Source organism: Rosenbergiella sp. YN46, assembly GCF_036620675.1.
Lineage (GTDB): Bacteria > Pseudomonadota > Gammaproteobacteria > Enterobacterales > Enterobacteriaceae > Jejubacter.
Window position 1 is genome coordinate 63,126 of the sequence record NZ_JAZHEE010000009.1, and the last position, 17,842, is coordinate 80,967.

General features: G+C 54.0%; 11 protein-coding genes. 9 read left to right on the top strand and 2 right to left on the bottom strand.

The annotated features are described in order from the left end of the window. Positions 1 to 746: 746 nt before the first annotated feature. The 9 genes from V3W49_RS09570 (at position 747) to V3W49_RS09610 (ending at position 10,822) form a co-directional block, all read left to right on the top strand. Positions 747 to 1,313: a helix-turn-helix transcriptional regulator gene (locus V3W49_RS09570; protein WP_500145124.1), complete on the top strand. Its 567-nt coding sequence runs from the start codon at positions 747 to 749 to the stop codon at positions 1,311 to 1,313. A 149-nt stretch (positions 1,314 to 1,462) separates the two neighbouring features. Further along, positions 1,463 to 2,044 (top strand): fimbrial protein, encoded by a 582-nt coding sequence (locus V3W49_RS09575; RefSeq protein WP_500145125.1) that lies wholly within the window; start codon positions 1,463 to 1,465, stop codon positions 2,042 to 2,044. A gap of 52 nt (positions 2,045 to 2,096) precedes the next feature. After that, entirely contained in the window at positions 2,097 to 2,825 is a 729-nt protein-coding gene (locus V3W49_RS09580) for a fimbrial biogenesis chaperone (protein ID WP_500145126.1), read from the top strand. A gap of 64 nt (positions 2,826 to 2,889) precedes the next feature. Then, on the top strand, positions 2,890 to 5,472 hold the full coding sequence (locus V3W49_RS09585; protein ID WP_500145127.1) for a fimbria/pilus outer membrane usher protein: 2,583 nt from the start codon (positions 2,890 to 2,892) through the stop codon (positions 5,470 to 5,472). A gap of 35 nt (positions 5,473 to 5,507) precedes the next feature. Further along, complete coding sequence (locus tag V3W49_RS09590) at positions 5,508 to 6,632, top strand: fimbrial protein (protein ID WP_500145128.1); 1,125 nt, start codon at positions 5,508 to 5,510, stop codon at positions 6,630 to 6,632. Positions 6,633 to 6,789: 157 nt separating this feature from the next. Next, complete coding sequence (locus V3W49_RS09595; RefSeq protein ID WP_500145129.1) at positions 6,790 to 7,281, top strand: helix-turn-helix transcriptional regulator; 492 nt, start codon at positions 6,790 to 6,792, stop codon at positions 7,279 to 7,281. Then, a complete protein-coding gene (locus V3W49_RS09600) occupies positions 7,281 to 8,813 on the top strand; it encodes an EAL domain-containing protein (protein WP_500145130.1) in 1,533 nt (510 codons plus the stop codon). Before V3W49_RS09595 ends, V3W49_RS09600 begins: the two co-directional genes overlap by 1 nt. A gap of 21 nt (positions 8,814 to 8,834) precedes the next feature. After that, positions 8,835 to 9,296 carry a YuaE family lipoprotein gene (locus tag V3W49_RS09605; RefSeq protein WP_500145131.1) on the top strand — a complete coding sequence of 154 codons (462 nt, stop codon included), beginning with the start codon at positions 8,835 to 8,837 and terminating at the stop codon, positions 9,294 to 9,296. Next, positions 9,296 to 10,822 carry an FKBP-type peptidyl-prolyl cis-trans isomerase N-terminal domain-containing protein gene (locus tag V3W49_RS09610; protein ID WP_500145132.1) on the top strand — a complete coding sequence of 509 codons (1,527 nt, stop codon included), beginning with the start codon at positions 9,296 to 9,298 and terminating at the stop codon, positions 10,820 to 10,822. Before V3W49_RS09605 ends, V3W49_RS09610 begins: the two co-directional genes overlap by 1 nt. A 212-nt stretch (positions 10,823 to 11,034) precedes the next feature. Here V3W49_RS09610 and V3W49_RS09615 read toward each other — a convergent pair whose 3' ends face one another. Together V3W49_RS09615 and V3W49_RS09620 are read right to left on the bottom strand one after the other, a co-directional pair. After that, on the bottom strand, positions 11,035 to 11,604 hold the full coding sequence (locus tag V3W49_RS09615; protein ID WP_500145133.1) for an OmpH family outer membrane protein: 570 nt from the start codon (positions 11,602 to 11,604) through the stop codon (positions 11,035 to 11,037). Positions 11,605 to 11,648: 44 nt separating this feature from the next. Further along, positions 11,649 to 17,753 carry a pectate lyase-fold domain-containing protein gene (locus tag V3W49_RS09620; protein ID WP_500145134.1) on the bottom strand — a complete coding sequence of 2,035 codons (6,105 nt, stop codon included), beginning with the start codon at positions 17,751 to 17,753 and terminating at the stop codon, positions 11,649 to 11,651. Positions 17,754 to 17,842 lie beyond the last annotated feature (89 nt).

The window sequence follows — 17,842 nt, forward strand, 5'->3', positions numbered from 1 at the left end:
AAATCACTGTCGTATGATGGTGATGATAACCCCCAACAGGGAGGCTTGCCGTTTTTCATCTCCCTCGTGTTCAGAGAGGGAGGCGGAAAAATAATGTGCAATGATTAACGGGATGATGGGCTGTGCTTAAAACGCGTGATTTAACTATCAGCACTCTCTTTTTTGATGCCTCAAAGATCGTGTCAGATTTATTTTTATTAAGATTTTTCTCCGTCTTTTTTTTAGTTTGATGGATGGTTTTGTTTTGTTAGGAATAATCCCTTTCTTTTTTTCAGACAATCCGTTTCATTTTCTTATAGGACTATTCCTATAAAAAGGTGTTTAAAATACAATGTTGCATTTGTGTTATATGTTATTGCGGGTCTCTTTTGGGTTTTTAAAATGAAGCATGAAATAACATATTGATTTAAATCAAAAAAATAAAATTATGCTTTTTATTCATTACATTTAACGATCAATTATTTATGTTTGATAGCCAAAAACTATTAAACATAAATAATTGATCGGTAATAACATTTTCCCACAACAGGAACTTTTACTAACATACGTAAAGAAAGTTCAGGAATATATTAAGTCAGAATGTCAGTTTTCTTTTTTCCGCAGAGAGGAAAGATGGAGGCCTTTATTAAAATAAAGGACGTGTTTTTAAGAAACGCTGATTCATTATTATGTGAAAGACAGGCAGTAACAGAGAGAAATTCTGTGTTTCCGGTGTGATTCTGACTCACAGAGAAACTGGAGGCGTAATGGTAAATATTAAGGGTGACGATCGTTTTTTTGTTCTTGGCGTACATACAGTAATTGAACAACTTTATCGTGAAATGGCAGCTCGCTTTATGTCAGTTTCTGCACTGCCGGATGTTTGGGTTTTTACTGAAGATACCCTGACGGAGTTGCAGCCTTTTATTCAGCAGCTCCATTATGGCCGTCCCTGTATTGTTTTTGGTACGGATCGGCATCACCGGGTACTGAGTGAAATTCCAGGGCTGGAAAAATTGCTGTTTATTGATGTTGGTACTTCAGGAATGGCGGCCGCCAGGCATATTCGCGATGCCATGCGTTCAGGATTTCGGCCGGGTATGACATTTAATTCGAATTATCGGCACAGGCGTCTGACGCCCAAAGAGCAGAATATCCTGGATCTTCTGCTGCAGGGCGGGCGGGTAGATGCGGTGGCCCGGCTCTGCGGATGTAGCGGCAAGGCCGTCAGTTCCTGTAAGCGGCGAATAATGAAAAAGTATAATGTCATGAATAATCAGGAGTTGATTATTAAATCCCGGATATTAGGGAACGCCTGCCATACACCGGGGTAAACAATAAGTAACGCTGTTCTGAAAAAAATTAAATTGGTTTTGGCTCTTTAACTCACGGTTAAAGCGCCGGAAGTTCTGTGTCCGGATGGCCGGACGCAGAGGGTGACACTGTGTCTGTAATATGAAAACAAGGTAATCAAGTAATGAAAATGAAAAAAACAATTCTCGGTCTGTCCCTGCTGGCAGCCATGGGCGCGTCTTCTGCTTATGCTGAATCCACCGGGACCATCAACTTTAATGGTGAACTGACTGATACCACCTGTGACGTCAACATTGAAGGCCAGGGGCCGGATGCCACCATCACCCTGCCGACCGTCAGTATTAATGAGCTGACAGCAGCGGGCCAGACTACCGGACGGACTTCCTTCAACATGGCGCTGACTAACTGTCAGGTAACCGCCGCTGATGAAGAAAATGGCGTGGCGGCGGGGCCGTCCAAGGTTTCTGCCTTCTTCCAGCCGGGCGATACCGTGGATCTGAGCACCGGTCGTCTGCTGAACCAGACCGCTGATGGCGCCACCAATGTGGATCTGCAGCTGCTGGATGCGTCCAACGCCTATGCCGCCATTAACGTGGGCAACACCAGCCAGGTGAATGATACCGCTTACGTGGATATCGATACCGCCACCGGTACGGCTGAAATCCCGTACGCCGTTGAGTACTACGCTACCGATGCCACCACGGCCGGTAAAGTGACCAGCAGCGTCGTTTACAACCTGCAGTACAAGTAATCTTCCCTGTCAGCCACCGGGGCATCAGTCCCGGTGGCCTGGAGTCTGGCTCATGTATTTAAAATCCTTTTCTGCCGCACTGCGGATCGGTGCATGTCTGTTTGCGCTTTTCGTCCTGCCAGGACAGGCCAGCGTGGTGATCAGCGGTACTCGTGTGGTGTATCCGGGAAATGAAAAAGAGGTCACTGTCAAACTGACCAACTCCGGCACGCTGCCGGTATTGGTTCAGAGCTGGGTGGATACCGGTGACGTCAAAGCCAAACCCGAGAAGATCCAGGTGCCATTTATTCTGACGCCGCCCATTAACCGCATTAATCCATCCAAAAGTCAGACTCTGCGTCTGAGCTACACCGCGACACCGGCTCTGCCGGAAGACCGGGAATCGGTCTACTGGCTGAACGTGCTGGAGATCCCGCCGGTCACCAAAGAGGCGGCGCCGAACCGACTGCAGGTGGCGTTTCGCACCCGTATCAAACTGTTCTATCGCCCGGGAGCGCTGACTGACAAAGAGAAGGCCAATGAGGCCGGTAAACAGTTGCGCTGGAGCGTGAGCGGGGGCGAGCTGCGGGCCAGTAATGCTTCCCCGTATTTTGTCTCTCTGGTGAGCGTCACCGTGAAGCAGGGCAGTCGCAACACCACCGCCGAAGGCGAGATGGTGCCGCCACGGGGTGAGCACAACTTCCGGATGAAGGACGGCGGACTGGTGCGGCCTGGCGCCGAGGTTATCTGGCAGTACATCAATGACTGGGGCGCCGTTGAAACCGAAAAAGGCACGCTGTAAAGGCCGGTTCAGGGGTATTCACTTTTGCAGGTGACTGCATTTTCAGGATAACAGGGGCGTTACGATGCGTCGTCATTTTCACTATTCACTGCTGGCCAGCGCCATCTGGTCAGCCATGCTGCCCGGCGTGCTGGCTGCAGAAGCCGGCATGGATGCACCTGCTGCGCCAGCCAGTATACCCTCTCAGCCGGATCCCGGTGCCGGCACGGATACCGTGACATTTGATCCGGCATTTCTTGGGGCATCCGGAGACACCCGGGTCGACCTGAGCCGATTCGAACATGGCGATTCCGCCGTGCCTGGTACCTGGCCCACGGATATCTACGTGAATGACGAGAAGGTGGCGCATGAGAAGGTGGTGTTCGCTGAACAGCCTGATAAACGGGTTCGCCCCTGTCTGTCGGTGGAGATCCTCAAACAGATCAACCTTAACTACAGCCAGCTGCCGGCCGCGTTTAATGAGGCCCTGAAGCAGGGGCGCCAGTGCTACCCGCTGCAGCAGCTCATTCCACAGGCATCGGTTATCTATGATTCCGGCACCCAGCGGCTGGACATCAGTATTCCCCAGGCGATGATGGATAATCATGCCCGGGGCTACGTCAGCCCGGAACTGTGGGACGAGGGCGTTCCGGCACTGCTGTTCGGCTATAACGCCAGCGCCTACACCACCCGCAGCGGCGGCAAAAGCTACAATTCGGCCTATGCCGGGATCCATGCAGGGATGAACCTGGGCGCCTGGTACTTCCGTCATGACGGCAGCTATAACTGGCAGGAGCAGTCAGGGGGCAGCTATCAGTCCACCAATAATTACGTCCAGCGAGATATTCCGGCCATTAAGGGGCGGGTGCGTATCGGGGAAACCAGCACCGGTGGACAGCTGTTTGACACCCTGCCGTTCCGGGGGGTTGAGCTGGTCAACGACGACCGGATGCTGCCCCAGTCCCAGCGCGGCTATGCGCCAGATATCCGCGGTACCGCCAGAACCAACGCCCGGGTGACCGTACGTCAGAATGGTCGGGTGATTTACGAAACCACGGTATCGCCCGGTGCTTTTGTGATTGATGACCTGTATCCCAGCGGCTACGGCGGCAACCTGGACGTGATGGTGACGGAAGCGGACGGCACGGTTCAGACCTTCCAGGTTCCCTATGCCTCTGTCACCCGGTTGTTGAGACCCGGCGCCCACCATTACGATCTGGTGGCGGGGCGTTACAACAGCGCCTCACTGTCTTCAAAACCGAACCTGTATCAGGCCACCTATGAGAGGGGGCTGACCAATATTCTGACCGGCTACGGCGGCATTCAGGGCAGCGGCGCGGATTACTACGCCATCCAGGGCGGGCTGGCGGTGAGCACGCCGGTGGGGGCATTCTCGGCGGATGTGACCCAGGCCCGTACTCATCTGAAGACCATGGAAAGCGGCAGCAGCAGCGGCCAGAGCTATGAGCTGAGCTACAGCAAATTCATTCCGGACACTAACAGTAACCTGACGCTGGCGGCCTATCGTTTCTCCACGTCCGGGTACTACGACTTCCAGACCGCCATGCAGGCGCTGGACGAAGAAAAACATGGTCGTTCCGCGAACAACATCTGGCGGCCGAAGAACCGGTTCAACATCACCATGAACCAGGGGCTGCCGGAGGGCTGGGGTCAGGTCTATATGACCGGTTACACCCAGAATTACTGGAATGAGGACAAGACGGATCTGCAGTATCAGTTTGGCTACAGCAACAGCTGGAAGCGGCTGAGTTACAGCCTGAGCGCCGGGCGCGTGCGCGACATGGACGGGCATATGGAAACCACCTGGATGCTGAGCATGACGCTACCGTTGAGCAGCGAGATGGCGGATAACCCGCCGCTGATGACGGCAAGCCTCAGTCGCGACAGCGGCGGACGTACCGGCGGTCAGGTAGGCGTATCCGGTACTGGCGGTGATGAACATCAGTACAGCTATGGCGTCACCGGCAGCAGCTACAACCAGGGCACCGGCAGCAGTGTTGCGATGAACGGCGGCTGGCGTTCGCCATACACCAGCCTGACGGCGACCTACGGCGCCGGGAAGCACTACCAGAGCGGCTCGGTGGGCATGAGCGGTACGGTGATCGGCTGGCCGTGGGGCGTGGTGGCTACGCCATACACCGGGGATACCTTCGCCGTCGTGGAAGCGAAGGGCGCGCGTGGGGCAAAAGTCGGGGGATATTCGGGGATCCATATCGATCCCTGGGGTCATGCGGCGGTGCCATATCTGAACCCGTATGAAATGAATGAAATCACCATCGATCCGAAGGACGCGGATTACAGCGTCGATCTGGAAAACACCAGTGAGAAGGTGGCGCCGTACGACGGCGCGGTGAGCCATATCGTGTTTAAAACCGACACCGGAATACCGCTGTTGATTATGGCGACAAGCGGTAACGGCCAGGCGGTACCCTTTGGCGCCCGGGTGCTGGACAGCGCGGGGAATGTGGTGGGCAGCGTAGGCCAGGCGGGTCAGATATATGCCCGGGTGGAGAAGGCGCAGGATCGCCTGACGGTAAGCTGGGGTGAAGGCGCAGGCCAGTCGTGCACGGTGAATTATACGTTGCCGGCCGGGAAAGTGGGTCATCCCTCTAATGACATTGTCCGGCTCAGCGCGCAGTGTCGCTGAATACCGTCGATTCGACTATTATCTGGAGCGTGATTATGAGACGAATATCCGTTTTAGTGGGCATCTTGCTACTTGTTTTAACAAAATCCGTATGGGCTGTCTGTACACTGCATAGTGATGGTGTTGAAACGGCACCAATGCCGCTGCAGTCGGGAGCTATTACGGTGGGAGCCGACTTACCGGACGGAACCATATTATACAGGCAGACCTATAACCTGGATTTTACAGCAGGAAATCAGGCGATTACGGTAGATTGTACCGGTAATGGCAATCCGAGTGGCCACTACACATATTCTTCCACGCCTCTTCCACTCAGTAGCTGGAGCAGTGGTGTGGAGGCAGGAAAGGTCTATGAAACGGGGGTTCCCGGTATCGGGGTCTGGGTACATCAGGGAACCACCGGCGATGCCGCCCTTCCGGTAAGCAAACTCCTGTCCAACAGTTCTGATGTTCACTGTAATTCTTCCCAGGGGATTAATGGCTGTATTGTCTTCGGGGGATTTAAGCGCTGGGATGTGTATCTGATAAAAACCGGTCCTGTTCAACCTGGAACTATTTCGGGCAGTAACCTTCCCTGTGTCCGGGTTAATTATAATGATAACGGCAGTTCATCAGATGGTCTGGTGGAAGATAATATATGTATGACCGGAGCCATTAATATTGTTGCCAGTTCCTGTAAAACACCGGATGTGACGGTTCCAATGGGAAGTTATGATATCAATTCCTTTACCGGAAAAGGCAGCGCAACAAAATGGGTTGATGCTTCCATTAAATTAACGGACTGTCCGGTATATTATGGCTATGGCTCTTCCGGCTCATGGTATGTGGATAACACGGGTTCAAATAGCGGTGGTACACCAACCCAGAATGCCATAACTGTGCAGCTGATTCCCACCACTGCCGTGGTTAACAGTAGTCAGGGCATCTTTGAGTTTACGGACTCAGCTGGCAGTGCAGGCGGGGCCGGAATACAACTGGCATATGGCGCCAGCGAATCACCTGAGCCTGTTGATTTTGGTACAACAAAAACCTATCAGATGGAGCTGGGAACTTCAGGGATGACATCCGTTCCGCTGGTCGCCCGATATATTCAAACAGATTCCAGAGTCACGCCGGGAATAGCAAATAGCGCAGTGACATTTATTATTAATTACCACTGATGGTTTGTCTTGACATTCGGCGCTTATTCCACACAGGGATGAACGCCGACGTATTTCTTATAGTGCCAGCAATAACCGGTAATGATTTGAGATAAACAGAATGAAGATTTATACCGAGAATCTTTTCTTACGTGATGCCCTTTCTCAGCAGATAAATATGTTTCCTGCGGATTTGAGGGATGCGGATATTACTATTCTGGATACCTCTTCACCGGTGTATGTCCCTGAGGAGATAGCCCTTAATCCCGGTATGCTGGTGTATGTGGTCAGCGGCAGCATTACCCCGGCAGCCCGGGTTTTGTACGCCCGTAAATTACGCCGGGGATTCTTTATCAGCCTGCGGATGTCAGTGAATGAAATCGCTACCGTCCTGCGCCGTGCCCTTAGGGGGGAACCGCCGCCAGGTCCTCAGGAAAGCGATGAGCTGCTGACGCCGATGGAAGTTAACGTAGTGTTCTTTCTGTGCCTTGGGCTGTCGACCCACAAATGTGCCCGTTTGCTGAAAATGAGCACGGCTGTGCTCAGCGGTCATAAACGGGGAGCTATGCGCAAGCTGGGCCTGAACTCTGACATGGAACTCTGGCGCTTTATGGCGCCGGTAGCCGGGCCTTCAGGTATGGCCGCTCCGGCTGTCCTGACCCGGAATTAATGATGCGAACTCTGACTGCGGTTGGCGTGGCGCTGCTGATATTCCTGGCGGGGAGTGCGACGCTGGCCGTCCGGATGACTTTCAGCCTGCGGGAGCAGACCTCACAGATGGCTACCCGGGTGATGAGTCAGGCAGACGGGTTGCTGACGCAGGCTCGTCAGGCGATGGAGCCGCTGACGTCCCGGGCCGGACAAGCCTGTACGCCAGAGCTGCAGCACCAGCTTGAGCATCAGCGCCTGCAGTCGCCGTATATTCAGGGCATTCACCTGTATCAGGGGCACCGGGTTTACTGCACCTCCACGCTGGAGACATTTGCCCTGTCCGAGCCGTTCACGCCCGGAGCCCGGGAGCAACTGTACCTTCAGCCGGAAATTCCTCCACAGCCGGGAGCGCCGGTTCTGATCTATGCCATGGGACGCAATGAGAGCGGCGTGATGGTGACTCTGTCCACGACGCCTCTGGTTCAGCGTCTTACGTGGAATGAGGGCGTGGCGGGATTGCAGACCGGTACCCGGGTGTTGCTGGCGGATAACCGGGTGATGCGCCTGCCGCCGCAGTGGGGCGGTGTCACCTGGTGGTACTCCGGGCTGTTTGACTACAGCGTGTTTACCCGGGAGTTCCGCGAGCCAGGGATGGTTCGGCTGTGGCAGGCTGGCAAGTGGTTTGTGCTGACAGGGCTGCTGGCCCTGGCGGGCGGCTGGCTGTGCCGGCGCTATCTACTGGCGCCCCCGGCGCTGTCCGGCCAGCTTGGCGAGGCCATCCGGAAAGGGGAGATAGTGCCGTATTACCAGCCGGTGATGGATGCCCGAACCGGGCGGGTTTACGGGGCCGAGGTGCTGGCCCGGTGGATCTCCGGCGGGCGCGAGGTTGCCGGGCCGGATGCGTTTATTCCGCTGGCGGAAGCGAACGGCCTGATGGTACCTCTGACCCGGGCGCTGCTGTCACGGGTGCTCAGTGATATTCAGCCTCTGGCGTTCCGGCTGCCGGAGGCGTTCCACCTGGGGGTAAACCTCAGCGTGGCGGGTGAGGATGTCCGGGAGCTGGAATGGGATCTGACAAACCTGCAGAAAAGCCTGGGGCGCCGGGTACAGATGGTGGTGGAAGTCACCGAGAGCGCGCCGGTCGCCCCGGACTCGCGAGTGGCCGTTATGCTGCAACGGCTGCGTCTGGAAGGCATACGGGTGGCGCTGGATGACTTTGGAACGGGGTACGCCAGCCTGGCGCACCTGGCGCGGCTGCCGCTGGATTTTCTGAAGATAGACCGGATGTTCGTCCGTTTACTGCAGGAAGGGGAAAGTGAAACCGTCCTGGTAGACAGCATCATCAGCCTTGTGGAAAAGCTGCGTCTGAAGGTGATAGCCGAAGGGGTGGAGACGAAATATCAGGCTGAATATTTGCTGATACGGGGCGTCAGGCTACAGCAGGGGTATCGCTGGTCACGGCCGCTGCCCGCAAGTGAATTTGCCCGCTACCTGATATGGGGCGGTCAATCCGACCATAAAAACGCGACCGGCTTCAGCAGCCGGTTCTGACATATTACAGGGGATTTGTAAGTGAGGGAGTCCATGCATACCCGCTTTTCCGGCAGCCGTATCCGGCTTTTGCTGCTGATGACATTTTTATTTACGGCTGGCTGTACGCCTGCCCATCATACTGCCACCGTACCTCCGGTGACGCTTTCCACCTCCACGCCCGGGGCTCCGATGCCTGCTGGCTCTGATCCGTCATCTCCGGGTGAAACCGTCGGCGGAGAGGAGCAGCAAACGGATCCCGTGGCTTCCTGCCGCCAGGCACTGACTTCTCTGAACCGGATAAATGCGGCCCGGGGGATCCCCCTGAAGCGACAGTTTGACGGGCTGGTTAATGCCGCTTCTGAGTACAGCGCCATTCGGGCCGAAACGGCCGGCGATATCCGTCAGACTGTTGATGCTATGTATGAGTTTAAAACGGCCCGGTTATGTGCGGATATCCGCAAGGCGCTGCTGGACAGTCTGGTTGAGCGGGGAGGGAAATAATGATGCCGCCGCGCTATTTTCGTCGGGTACTGGCAGCGGTGCTGTTGAGCGGCGCCCTTGGTGGTGCCGCTGCCGATCGTGATATGGCTGATGTGGTTAGCCGGTACCGGCAGCATGCCCCGGAGGTTCCGGCTATTCTGCTCTGGTCTCAAAGCGCTGGCTCCGGAAGTGAACCGGTACACCCTGGCCTGCCCGATTCCGGTTCAGAAAAAATGACCGGAGCACTTTCCTCTTCCCGGGAACGGGCACTCCTTAAGCGGCAGACGAAAGAGATAGCCCGTCTGCAGCGCCAGCTGGCGGAAAGTAAGGCTGCGGCGGCAACGGTGACGATGCTCAAACAGCAGCTTGAGCGCAGCGAGAAGCGCCGGCAGGATGCAGAAGCAGCTCTGGCAGAGCCTGAGCATCAGGAAAGAGCGCGACGCAAGCAAGACAGTAACGCGGAAGTGGCCGGGCTGAAACAGCAAATGGCGGCCGCACAGGAAGCCATACATAACCGTGATGCGGCACTGGCCCTGATGAAGGCTCAGCACCAACAGATGACGGACAGCGATGGCCAGCTGGCCACCCTGAAAAAGGAGCAGGCGGCTGAAAAAACGCTGCTCGATGCCCGGGAAAAGCTGATCGCAGAGTATAAACTTCGCGCTGAAAAGCAGAAGGCGGAGCAGAGCCATCTTCAACAGCAGGTCAGTCAACAAGAGAGTGATATGTCCATGCTGCAGATGCAGTTGAGTGATGTGACCGGGCGGCTGGTTGCTTCAGAGGGCAAAGTGCTGGCCAGCCAGAATGCTGTCAGTAAAATACAGACCCGCCTGGACCAGGCAGAGAAACAGGCGCGTGAGAAAGATGCGGCGCTTGTGGCCATGAAAAAGTCAGTACCTCCTGCACCTGCCGGGGCCGATTTATCCGAGGCCGGTAATCGCCGTGGCTATGCGGTGGGGGTGTCACTGGGTAAAGAGATGCTGCGTGGCCTGGTTTCACGGGAGCGGCAGGGGATGGCGCTGCAATATGATGTGGTGCAGCAGGGTATCCGGGATGCCTTTAACGGAAAACTGAAGCTGGATAATGCGACTATCAGGGATGAACTGTCTGCAGACAGTCAGGCGCTGGCGGAAAATATCAACCGGATAAAAGCCAGGGCCGAGGCCGAGGGCGCCGCGTACCGGAAAAAATTTGCCCGTCAGAAAGGGGTGAAGACCGGTGACGGTATCTGGTACCGGACAGAGCGCCAGGGAAAAGGCCAGATTGGCGACGGTGATACGGTAGCTGTACGAATGACGGAAAGCCTGCCGGACGGCACCGTTACCGCGGATATGTCATCGGGCAAGCCCTGGGTACAGCCGCTGGAGAATTATCCTGCGGTGTTTCGGGAGGTTCTGTCAGCGCTGGGTGAGCAGGGCGAAGCTACCCTGGTGGTGGCGCCTGAACGGGCATACGGTGATGCCGGACAGCCCCCCAAAATTCCACCGGGAGCGACCCTGATTTACCACATCCGGGTGGAGAAAGTCAGCCGCGTCAGGAATCCGTAATGTGACATTGATAGCCCGCCCCGAAGGACGGGATTTTACCTGATAGCGGATAATTTCCGGCCTTCAGATTTTCCTTTGATGATTCAGAGAGAATGGTTGACTCCGGGGAAGTTCAAGCCTGGCCGGAAAAGAGTACATGGAACTAAAGCGGATCTGTTCACATTCTCGCATTGTCATTTCGGGGGAATATATTATCCCCCTGTCCGGTTGAGTTAATGTACCTTATCTTTGGTACCGGGCTGGCTCTTTTCTGTCGATGGCTCGGGTGGTGTCACATTGACCGTGGGCGGGGGGCCAAAATCCAGTTTAAGTCCCTCCATTTTGTCAATAATATTTGTCGTGATATCCAGGGTGGGATCGGCTGCCAGTACATTTTCACCGGGAATAATGATGGTTCCCGGATTTTCATGGAGCCAGGCAGTTACGGCCTGGCGCATGGCCTCGTATACCACTTTTCTGGCATGCGCTTTTTCCGCTGCCTGCTGAAGAGTTATTCGTTGTAGTCCTTGTTTCAGAACGCTTTCGGTGGGGTGGGAACCCGATGCGCCGTATACCGCCTCAATCTGTTTAATCCCTTTATTCAGGTTTTCCGTTACCTGCGCCAGATGCTGTTTTCCCTGTTCCGAGGGGGCGGAGTTATCCATGATCCATTGCACGTTTACTATTGCCAGCCTGTCCATATTATCCTTCTCCTTTTGATGTTGGTCGCATCCGCTGAGCAGCATGAAGCCTGACAGGGCAAATAAGATGGCTATCCCGATCCCTGTATTCTTTTTCACCATATATCTCCTTTATCGGGGAGGGAGCCTCCCCGATGATTCTCCCATCAGAACGCTATGCCGTAGTTAAGGGTAAAGCCTTTGTCACTGATGCTGTCTTCCGTCCAGCGGTAGGCATTAACAGACAGCTGATGATTGCCATGGTTGTAATTAACCCCCATTTCAGCCACGCCGTTGATGCCGCCGCCTTTCTGACCGTCATCAATGCTGAAGCGCGCTCCTCTGGCTCCCTGCAGGGATGCGGTACGAGCATTCTTGCTAAAGCTCAGGTTTGGCCCGCCTTCCAGTTTTGCCGTCGCCGACCAGCCATTCTTACCGGCGTAGTCAAGTTTCAGGCCAACAACGGAATCCACCGCGGTCTCGGTGCTGCTGCTCATGGACAGGTTGAAATCGCCAGCGCCGTGTTCACTCATTGAGCCATTAACGGTATGGCGCATCTTCAGGCCCAAAGACGGAGTCAGGTTGAGTCCTTCAGCCAGGGCGATCTGACGGCTGCCCTCAGTCCGGTACTCCATATATTGCTGAGTGTTGTTGGATGATGCGACGCGGCTGACATCGCCATAGCGGATGCTACGGTTACTGTTCAGATCGTGGCGGTCATAACGCAGGCTGTTACGCCAGGCGTAATGATCCCCTTCGCCAAAGTTCAGGGTGTGGCTTAACCCCATAAACTGGCTGAATCCACCGGTTAGTCCATTGTCGCCGGCCTGACGGCTGCCGTTGCCGTTCAGGCGCGCCATCCCATACTCCATACCCAGGGTTTGATGGTTGTCGAGTGCAAAGGACTGCTTCAGGGCGAACATGTCATAACGCACGTTGTTGCCCAGTTCGGCGCGTTTGTCATTACGGGACATGACATTAAACGCCAGTCCGCTCCCCATAGGGGTTGCGCTTTCAGCCAGCCGGTCGAAGCGGGAGGTCAGAACACGGGCATCGTTAAATGCCGATGTGGCCTGAGAGCCTGAGATCTGGCGCAACGCCTGGCTCAACTCCCTGCTGGTCTTCACGTTCAGGCTGGTGAACAGGCTGTTGCTGGCGTATTTGCTGTCCAGCGCATTCGCCACGCTGGCTACGCTGGCATCTTGTGCTACATCGGCGTAGTTATTTTTGGTCAGGGTGACGTCGACATTGCCCTTACTGTTCAGTGTGGACTGTGCGGCCCAGACGGCGCTTTCAGAGCGAATATTTTCCGCGCCCTGAATGTTCTTCCCGGTCACTACGTCATTAAAGGTTACGGTGCGTTCAGCTGTGCCTGCGGTAAAACCAGTATTGACGCTGACGTCTTTCAGCAGGGCATTACTGGCCATCAGGCGCCCGGCATAGCCGCTGGCCGTGGTACCAATGGTGTATCCTTCAATGACGTTGAGCTGTGCTGAGCCCGACGGGCGTGTTGGTGCGGTGTAGTCGGTATGTACGCCACTCTCAATCGAGCCTGCCAGCTCCGTCTGTTTAATAATGCCGGAGCCGGTTACGCCATCGGCAATCACCACCTGACCGTTGTTAATTATACGGCCGTTTGCCCCCTCCTTACTGAAGGCGAAAGAGTCGTTCGCGTTGATGTTGATAGTGCCGTTGTTCTCCAGCACAGACGCTGCGTCAGCACTGCTCCCCAACCGCATGGCGATCATACCGCTGTCTGTGGTGCCGGGCGTTCCCAGATTGATGGTACCGTTGTTAATGGCCTTATCGCCCCGGCCATTAATGCTCAGGCCGATGGCGCCGCTGCCTGACAGGTTCAGGGTGCCGTCGTTTATCAACGTGGAGTTTACAGAGCCACTGGCTGTCACGATTGCGTAATTATTACTGCCTGCCAGGAAATTTACTGTTCCTTTATCGGTATTCCAGAAATCAGTATTTAGTTTGGAGGAGTTAAATATGATAGCGCCCTTATTACCATTTCCGATGGTGCCATCGTTAATAATATGGGTATCGGCAGCGCTTACATTAAATAACGTTGTCCCCTGACCGCTGATGCGATCGACTTTTCCCTGGTTCCAGAATGTACCGCCCACGAAGTTACTGTCTCCGGCAAAGCGCATATCACCATCTACGCCATTAATAATGGTGCCGCCTTCATTGGCCGGGAAAAGGGCGTTAATGACGTCCGTGTTGGTAAAGGTGCTGCCAGCTTTTCCGCCGTTAACCAGTGCATTGGCACGGGCGTCGCCATGCTCTTCCGGCAGCGCTGGCCGGGTGAAGCTCTCTTCTGTACCGCTCTCAATCGTCTCTTCCATTCCGCTTTGTTTAAATATACCGGAACCGGTGACGCCATCGGCAATGGATACGCTACCATTGTTGATAATTCGTCCGTTTGCCCCTTCCTTACTGAAGGCGAAGGAGTTGTCGGCATTGATATTAATCATGCCGTCATTGACAAATACGGTTTTATCCGTAGCACTTTTGTCCAGACGAACGGCAACAAGGTTTGTGGAGCCGTCTCCTGCGGTACCGACATTAATGGTGCCGGTATTCAGCGCCCGGGTATCCCTTCCCATATAGACAGCGCTGGCGTTACTGCCACTCAGGTTTAATGTGCCATCATTGATGAAGTTATCAGCGCCTGAGCTATTTGCCCTCTTAATAATAACAGCGGCGCTATTGTTATCCACCGCGGTGAAATTGATCGTTGCCCCTTCGGTATTCCATAGCGAAGTATTGGGGGTATTCATTGCAATAAAATAAGTGGTTCCTTTACCGCCGCCGGAGATCTCCCCGCTGTTAATTACGGAGCTGTTTGCGTTGTTTATCTGAACAGAGTATCCGGGAGCGGCTTCAATTTTTCCGCCGCGCTCATTATAGACAATTGCGTTACTCCCCAGGCGAAGGTTGCCACCGGAAGCGTTAATTAGCCCACCGGACTTATTATCCAGAACGCCCCAGATATCCAGGTTGCCGCCCGTGATTGTTACCGTACCGGTGTTATCAAGGCGGGCCAATGCTTCCACCGCACCGGTGCTATTCATGGCGCCGTTATTCATCATATAGCCATTCTGCGCTATATTTATATCGCCATTCTGGGTACCATTATTCTCCATATAGCCATACTGCGCTACGCTTACACCGCCATTCTGGATGCCATTATTCGCCATATAGCTATGCTGCGCCAGGCTTACATCGCCATTGATGGCGCCATCATTAACAATATTACCCCAGTTATTAACAAGAATATTGCCGGTAATATTGCCGCCACTGGCGTTATCCAGGGTATCTGCGAAACCCGTCAGTTGAATATCCCCGGAAAGGGTTCCCTGGTTGCTGAGCGTATTGCCCCGCCCCGCTGAAGTGATGGCATTGTCGATCGTTCCTTCGGCCCCATTAGTCAGCGTGCTCCCCTTGATCAGAGAAATCGTTCCACCCGTAAGCGTTCCGGTATTGCTGGCAGCATATCCGGGCAGTATTACCAGACCATTGTCCAGGGCACGGCTTTCACCGCCGGCCGCCAGAACTTCGCCATTGATAGCACCATCAGTAAGGGAAATTCCGCTGGCGGCATTCCAGGTTGCCGCATCCTGACAGGCTTCATCGCCAATACAGATTTGTCCCGAATTTATAATACGGCTGTTGGCGTTGTCGTCCTTATAGAAGGGATGAGCGATAACGTCAGTGCCATCGGCGGTCGGCGCATTTGCCGCCGTAGTGATAATGATTTTACCCTGTTCGCCATTCACCACGGTGCCGCCCGCAACGGCTACCATACCGTAAAGCTGGTCATGGCTATCGGTTACGCCGGGCTCCACATCCAGCGTAATGGTGCCCTGATTGGTGACCACCGCACCGCTGGAGGATGCCATCATCCCGACGCCGCTGTTGGTAACGGTAATATCGCCGGTATTGACCGTATTAACGGAAGAATTACGGCCCAGGATGGCGGCCCCCAGACGCATCTTATCTGTGTCTGCGCCAAAGCCCGCCACGCTGCGCGGGTTAATACCGTCAATATAGCCATTCAGGGTAATGGTACCCGCATTACTCAGGCCGCTCAGGCCAGCCACGCCATCCCCCTGGGAAACCATACCGTATGCCGGGCCGTTCAGTTCAATGGTGCCCTGGTTGATGGTTTCTCCATTGCCTGATACAGCGGTAACGCTGTTAATACGCTCTACGCCGTAGACGGAACCCATCTCAGTCACTCCCGCAGGGTTGCGCCCGGTGCTTAACTGCACGAGCCCGTCTTCTGTATTGATAAGGGTTCCGCTAACGATTTCACTTATCAGAACCGCTATTCCATCATCCACACCGTCGCCGCTGCTGGTGGCGCGGATAGTACCGGCGTTGGTAAACTGTGAATGAGCTCCCTTGTAAATATGGGGCGTAACCTCACTTCCCGTGGCATCGATCGTGCCGTTATTAACGACGGAACTGTCAGTGGTGTAAATCAGCGGAGCGCCAGAATAAAAATTGGTGTGCGTTCCCCGCTTCTGCTGGACGGTAATTTGTGAGGTATCCGTTAATATCAGCGTGCCGTTCCCGGTCACCTGGGCCAGTGGGAGACCATAGCTGGAGATGTCATCCCCTTCGGCGGCTCGTGTAATGACGGATGACACCCCACCAAGATTAACCTGGTTATTACCGGTAATGCGTATTCCTTTAACTCCGGCCTGCCCATAAGTGGTTTTATCAAGGCTGATACCGCCGTTGACGTCCACAATATTCCGATCGCCTGTAACATTTAATGCCTGGGACTGTAATTCTCCGGCATTGATTGTGTTGCCATTCAGATCGTCAAATGAGCCGGTAAGTTTCCCTTCCAGTACAACGTGGTTACTGGTTCCCCGAACCGAAACACCGGTTAGCAGCGTGCTATTTTCGCTGTAGTTTGCGGATGCTATCGCGGTTGACAGGGGGGAGTTGGTCAGGGCAACGTTTCCTGTAATATTGACGGTATTATTGTCTCCGCCAACTCGTATTCCGGTGGCGCCATCCAGTACGGTATTGTCGGTTTTATTCACCCGGGCATCTACCTGAAGGTTACCATCCAGCGTCACCGTATTACCATTGCCATTAATGTCGGCGCCGGTTGCCATATTATGAATAATCCAGTCACCGGTATTTGTGAAGGCGCCGTTGTCGCCGGTCATTTTTATACCCACTGAATCGGCATCTTCCACGCTGACTTTCAGTGTGTTATTCACGCTGGCATTGTTACCAGTGACGTCAAAGCCTGTACCGGCGTTAGTGACGTACAGATTACCACTCTGCCGAACAGATGCGCCTTCGCCCTGGATAGAGACACCTACCGAATCTGCGCCATCAACATACATATCACCATTTGCGTTAACGGTTCCCTGATCTCCGGTAATGGCGACACCCGTCGCCCCTTCGGCAGTCTGGAGGGTACCATCAATCACCAGTAAGTTATTATCCCCCTCCATCAGGGAGCCAGTACTGCCGTTACCCGTTACTGAACTATCACCAGTCTGGTTCAGCGTGTTGCCGTCACCAGTAACTTTATTACCTGTAGCACCATCGGCAATTACATTGTTACCCTTCTGATTAAGGGTATTTCCCGTGCCATTAACAATGACGCCCGTTGAGCCCGGATTTGCTACATCAAGATTTCCCAGACTGTTGATAACAGAATTCGTTACGTTATCGATAATGGTGCCTGTCGCACCATTGCGAATAACCGAATCTCCTTCAATATCAACATCCTGCTTTCCTCCTTTGCCATCAATATAATGGCCGGTTTCACCATTATCCAGGCTGCCAGGAACGATAACGGTTATTTTTGATGAAGTATTATCAGTGCCGTTATCCTCATTCCCGTTACTCCCGTTGTTATTATTATTGTTGTTGTTGTTGTTGTTGTTGTTGTTGTTGTTGTTGTTGTTGTTGTTGTTGTTGTTGTTGTCAGGCGGAAGAGATACATCTCGTGATGAAGAATGATGGCTACCCAACCCGGACATTCCTGCGCCCACGCCAACGGCGGCCACGGCCCCGGCAATCCATGCTACGTTCGCTTCAAGCCAGGATTCATCAGTATCATCCGCGAGACATTTCGGAGATTGTTCTCCCTTCTGAGCGTCCTTCGCTTTACATTCAGCAGCAATATTTTTTTTTGCTGGTTTCATACCCGCATCTGTAGCGCTGGCATGATGGCTGATAGCCAGTGCGATACACAAAGCTAACGCCTTCTTTTTTGTCGATATCATTAAAATAAGTTCCTTTTTTGAGAGAACAAGACAATACTTATTTGGGGGTGGTTTTTTCTGGCGTCCCGCCATTTTTATATATGCAGTTC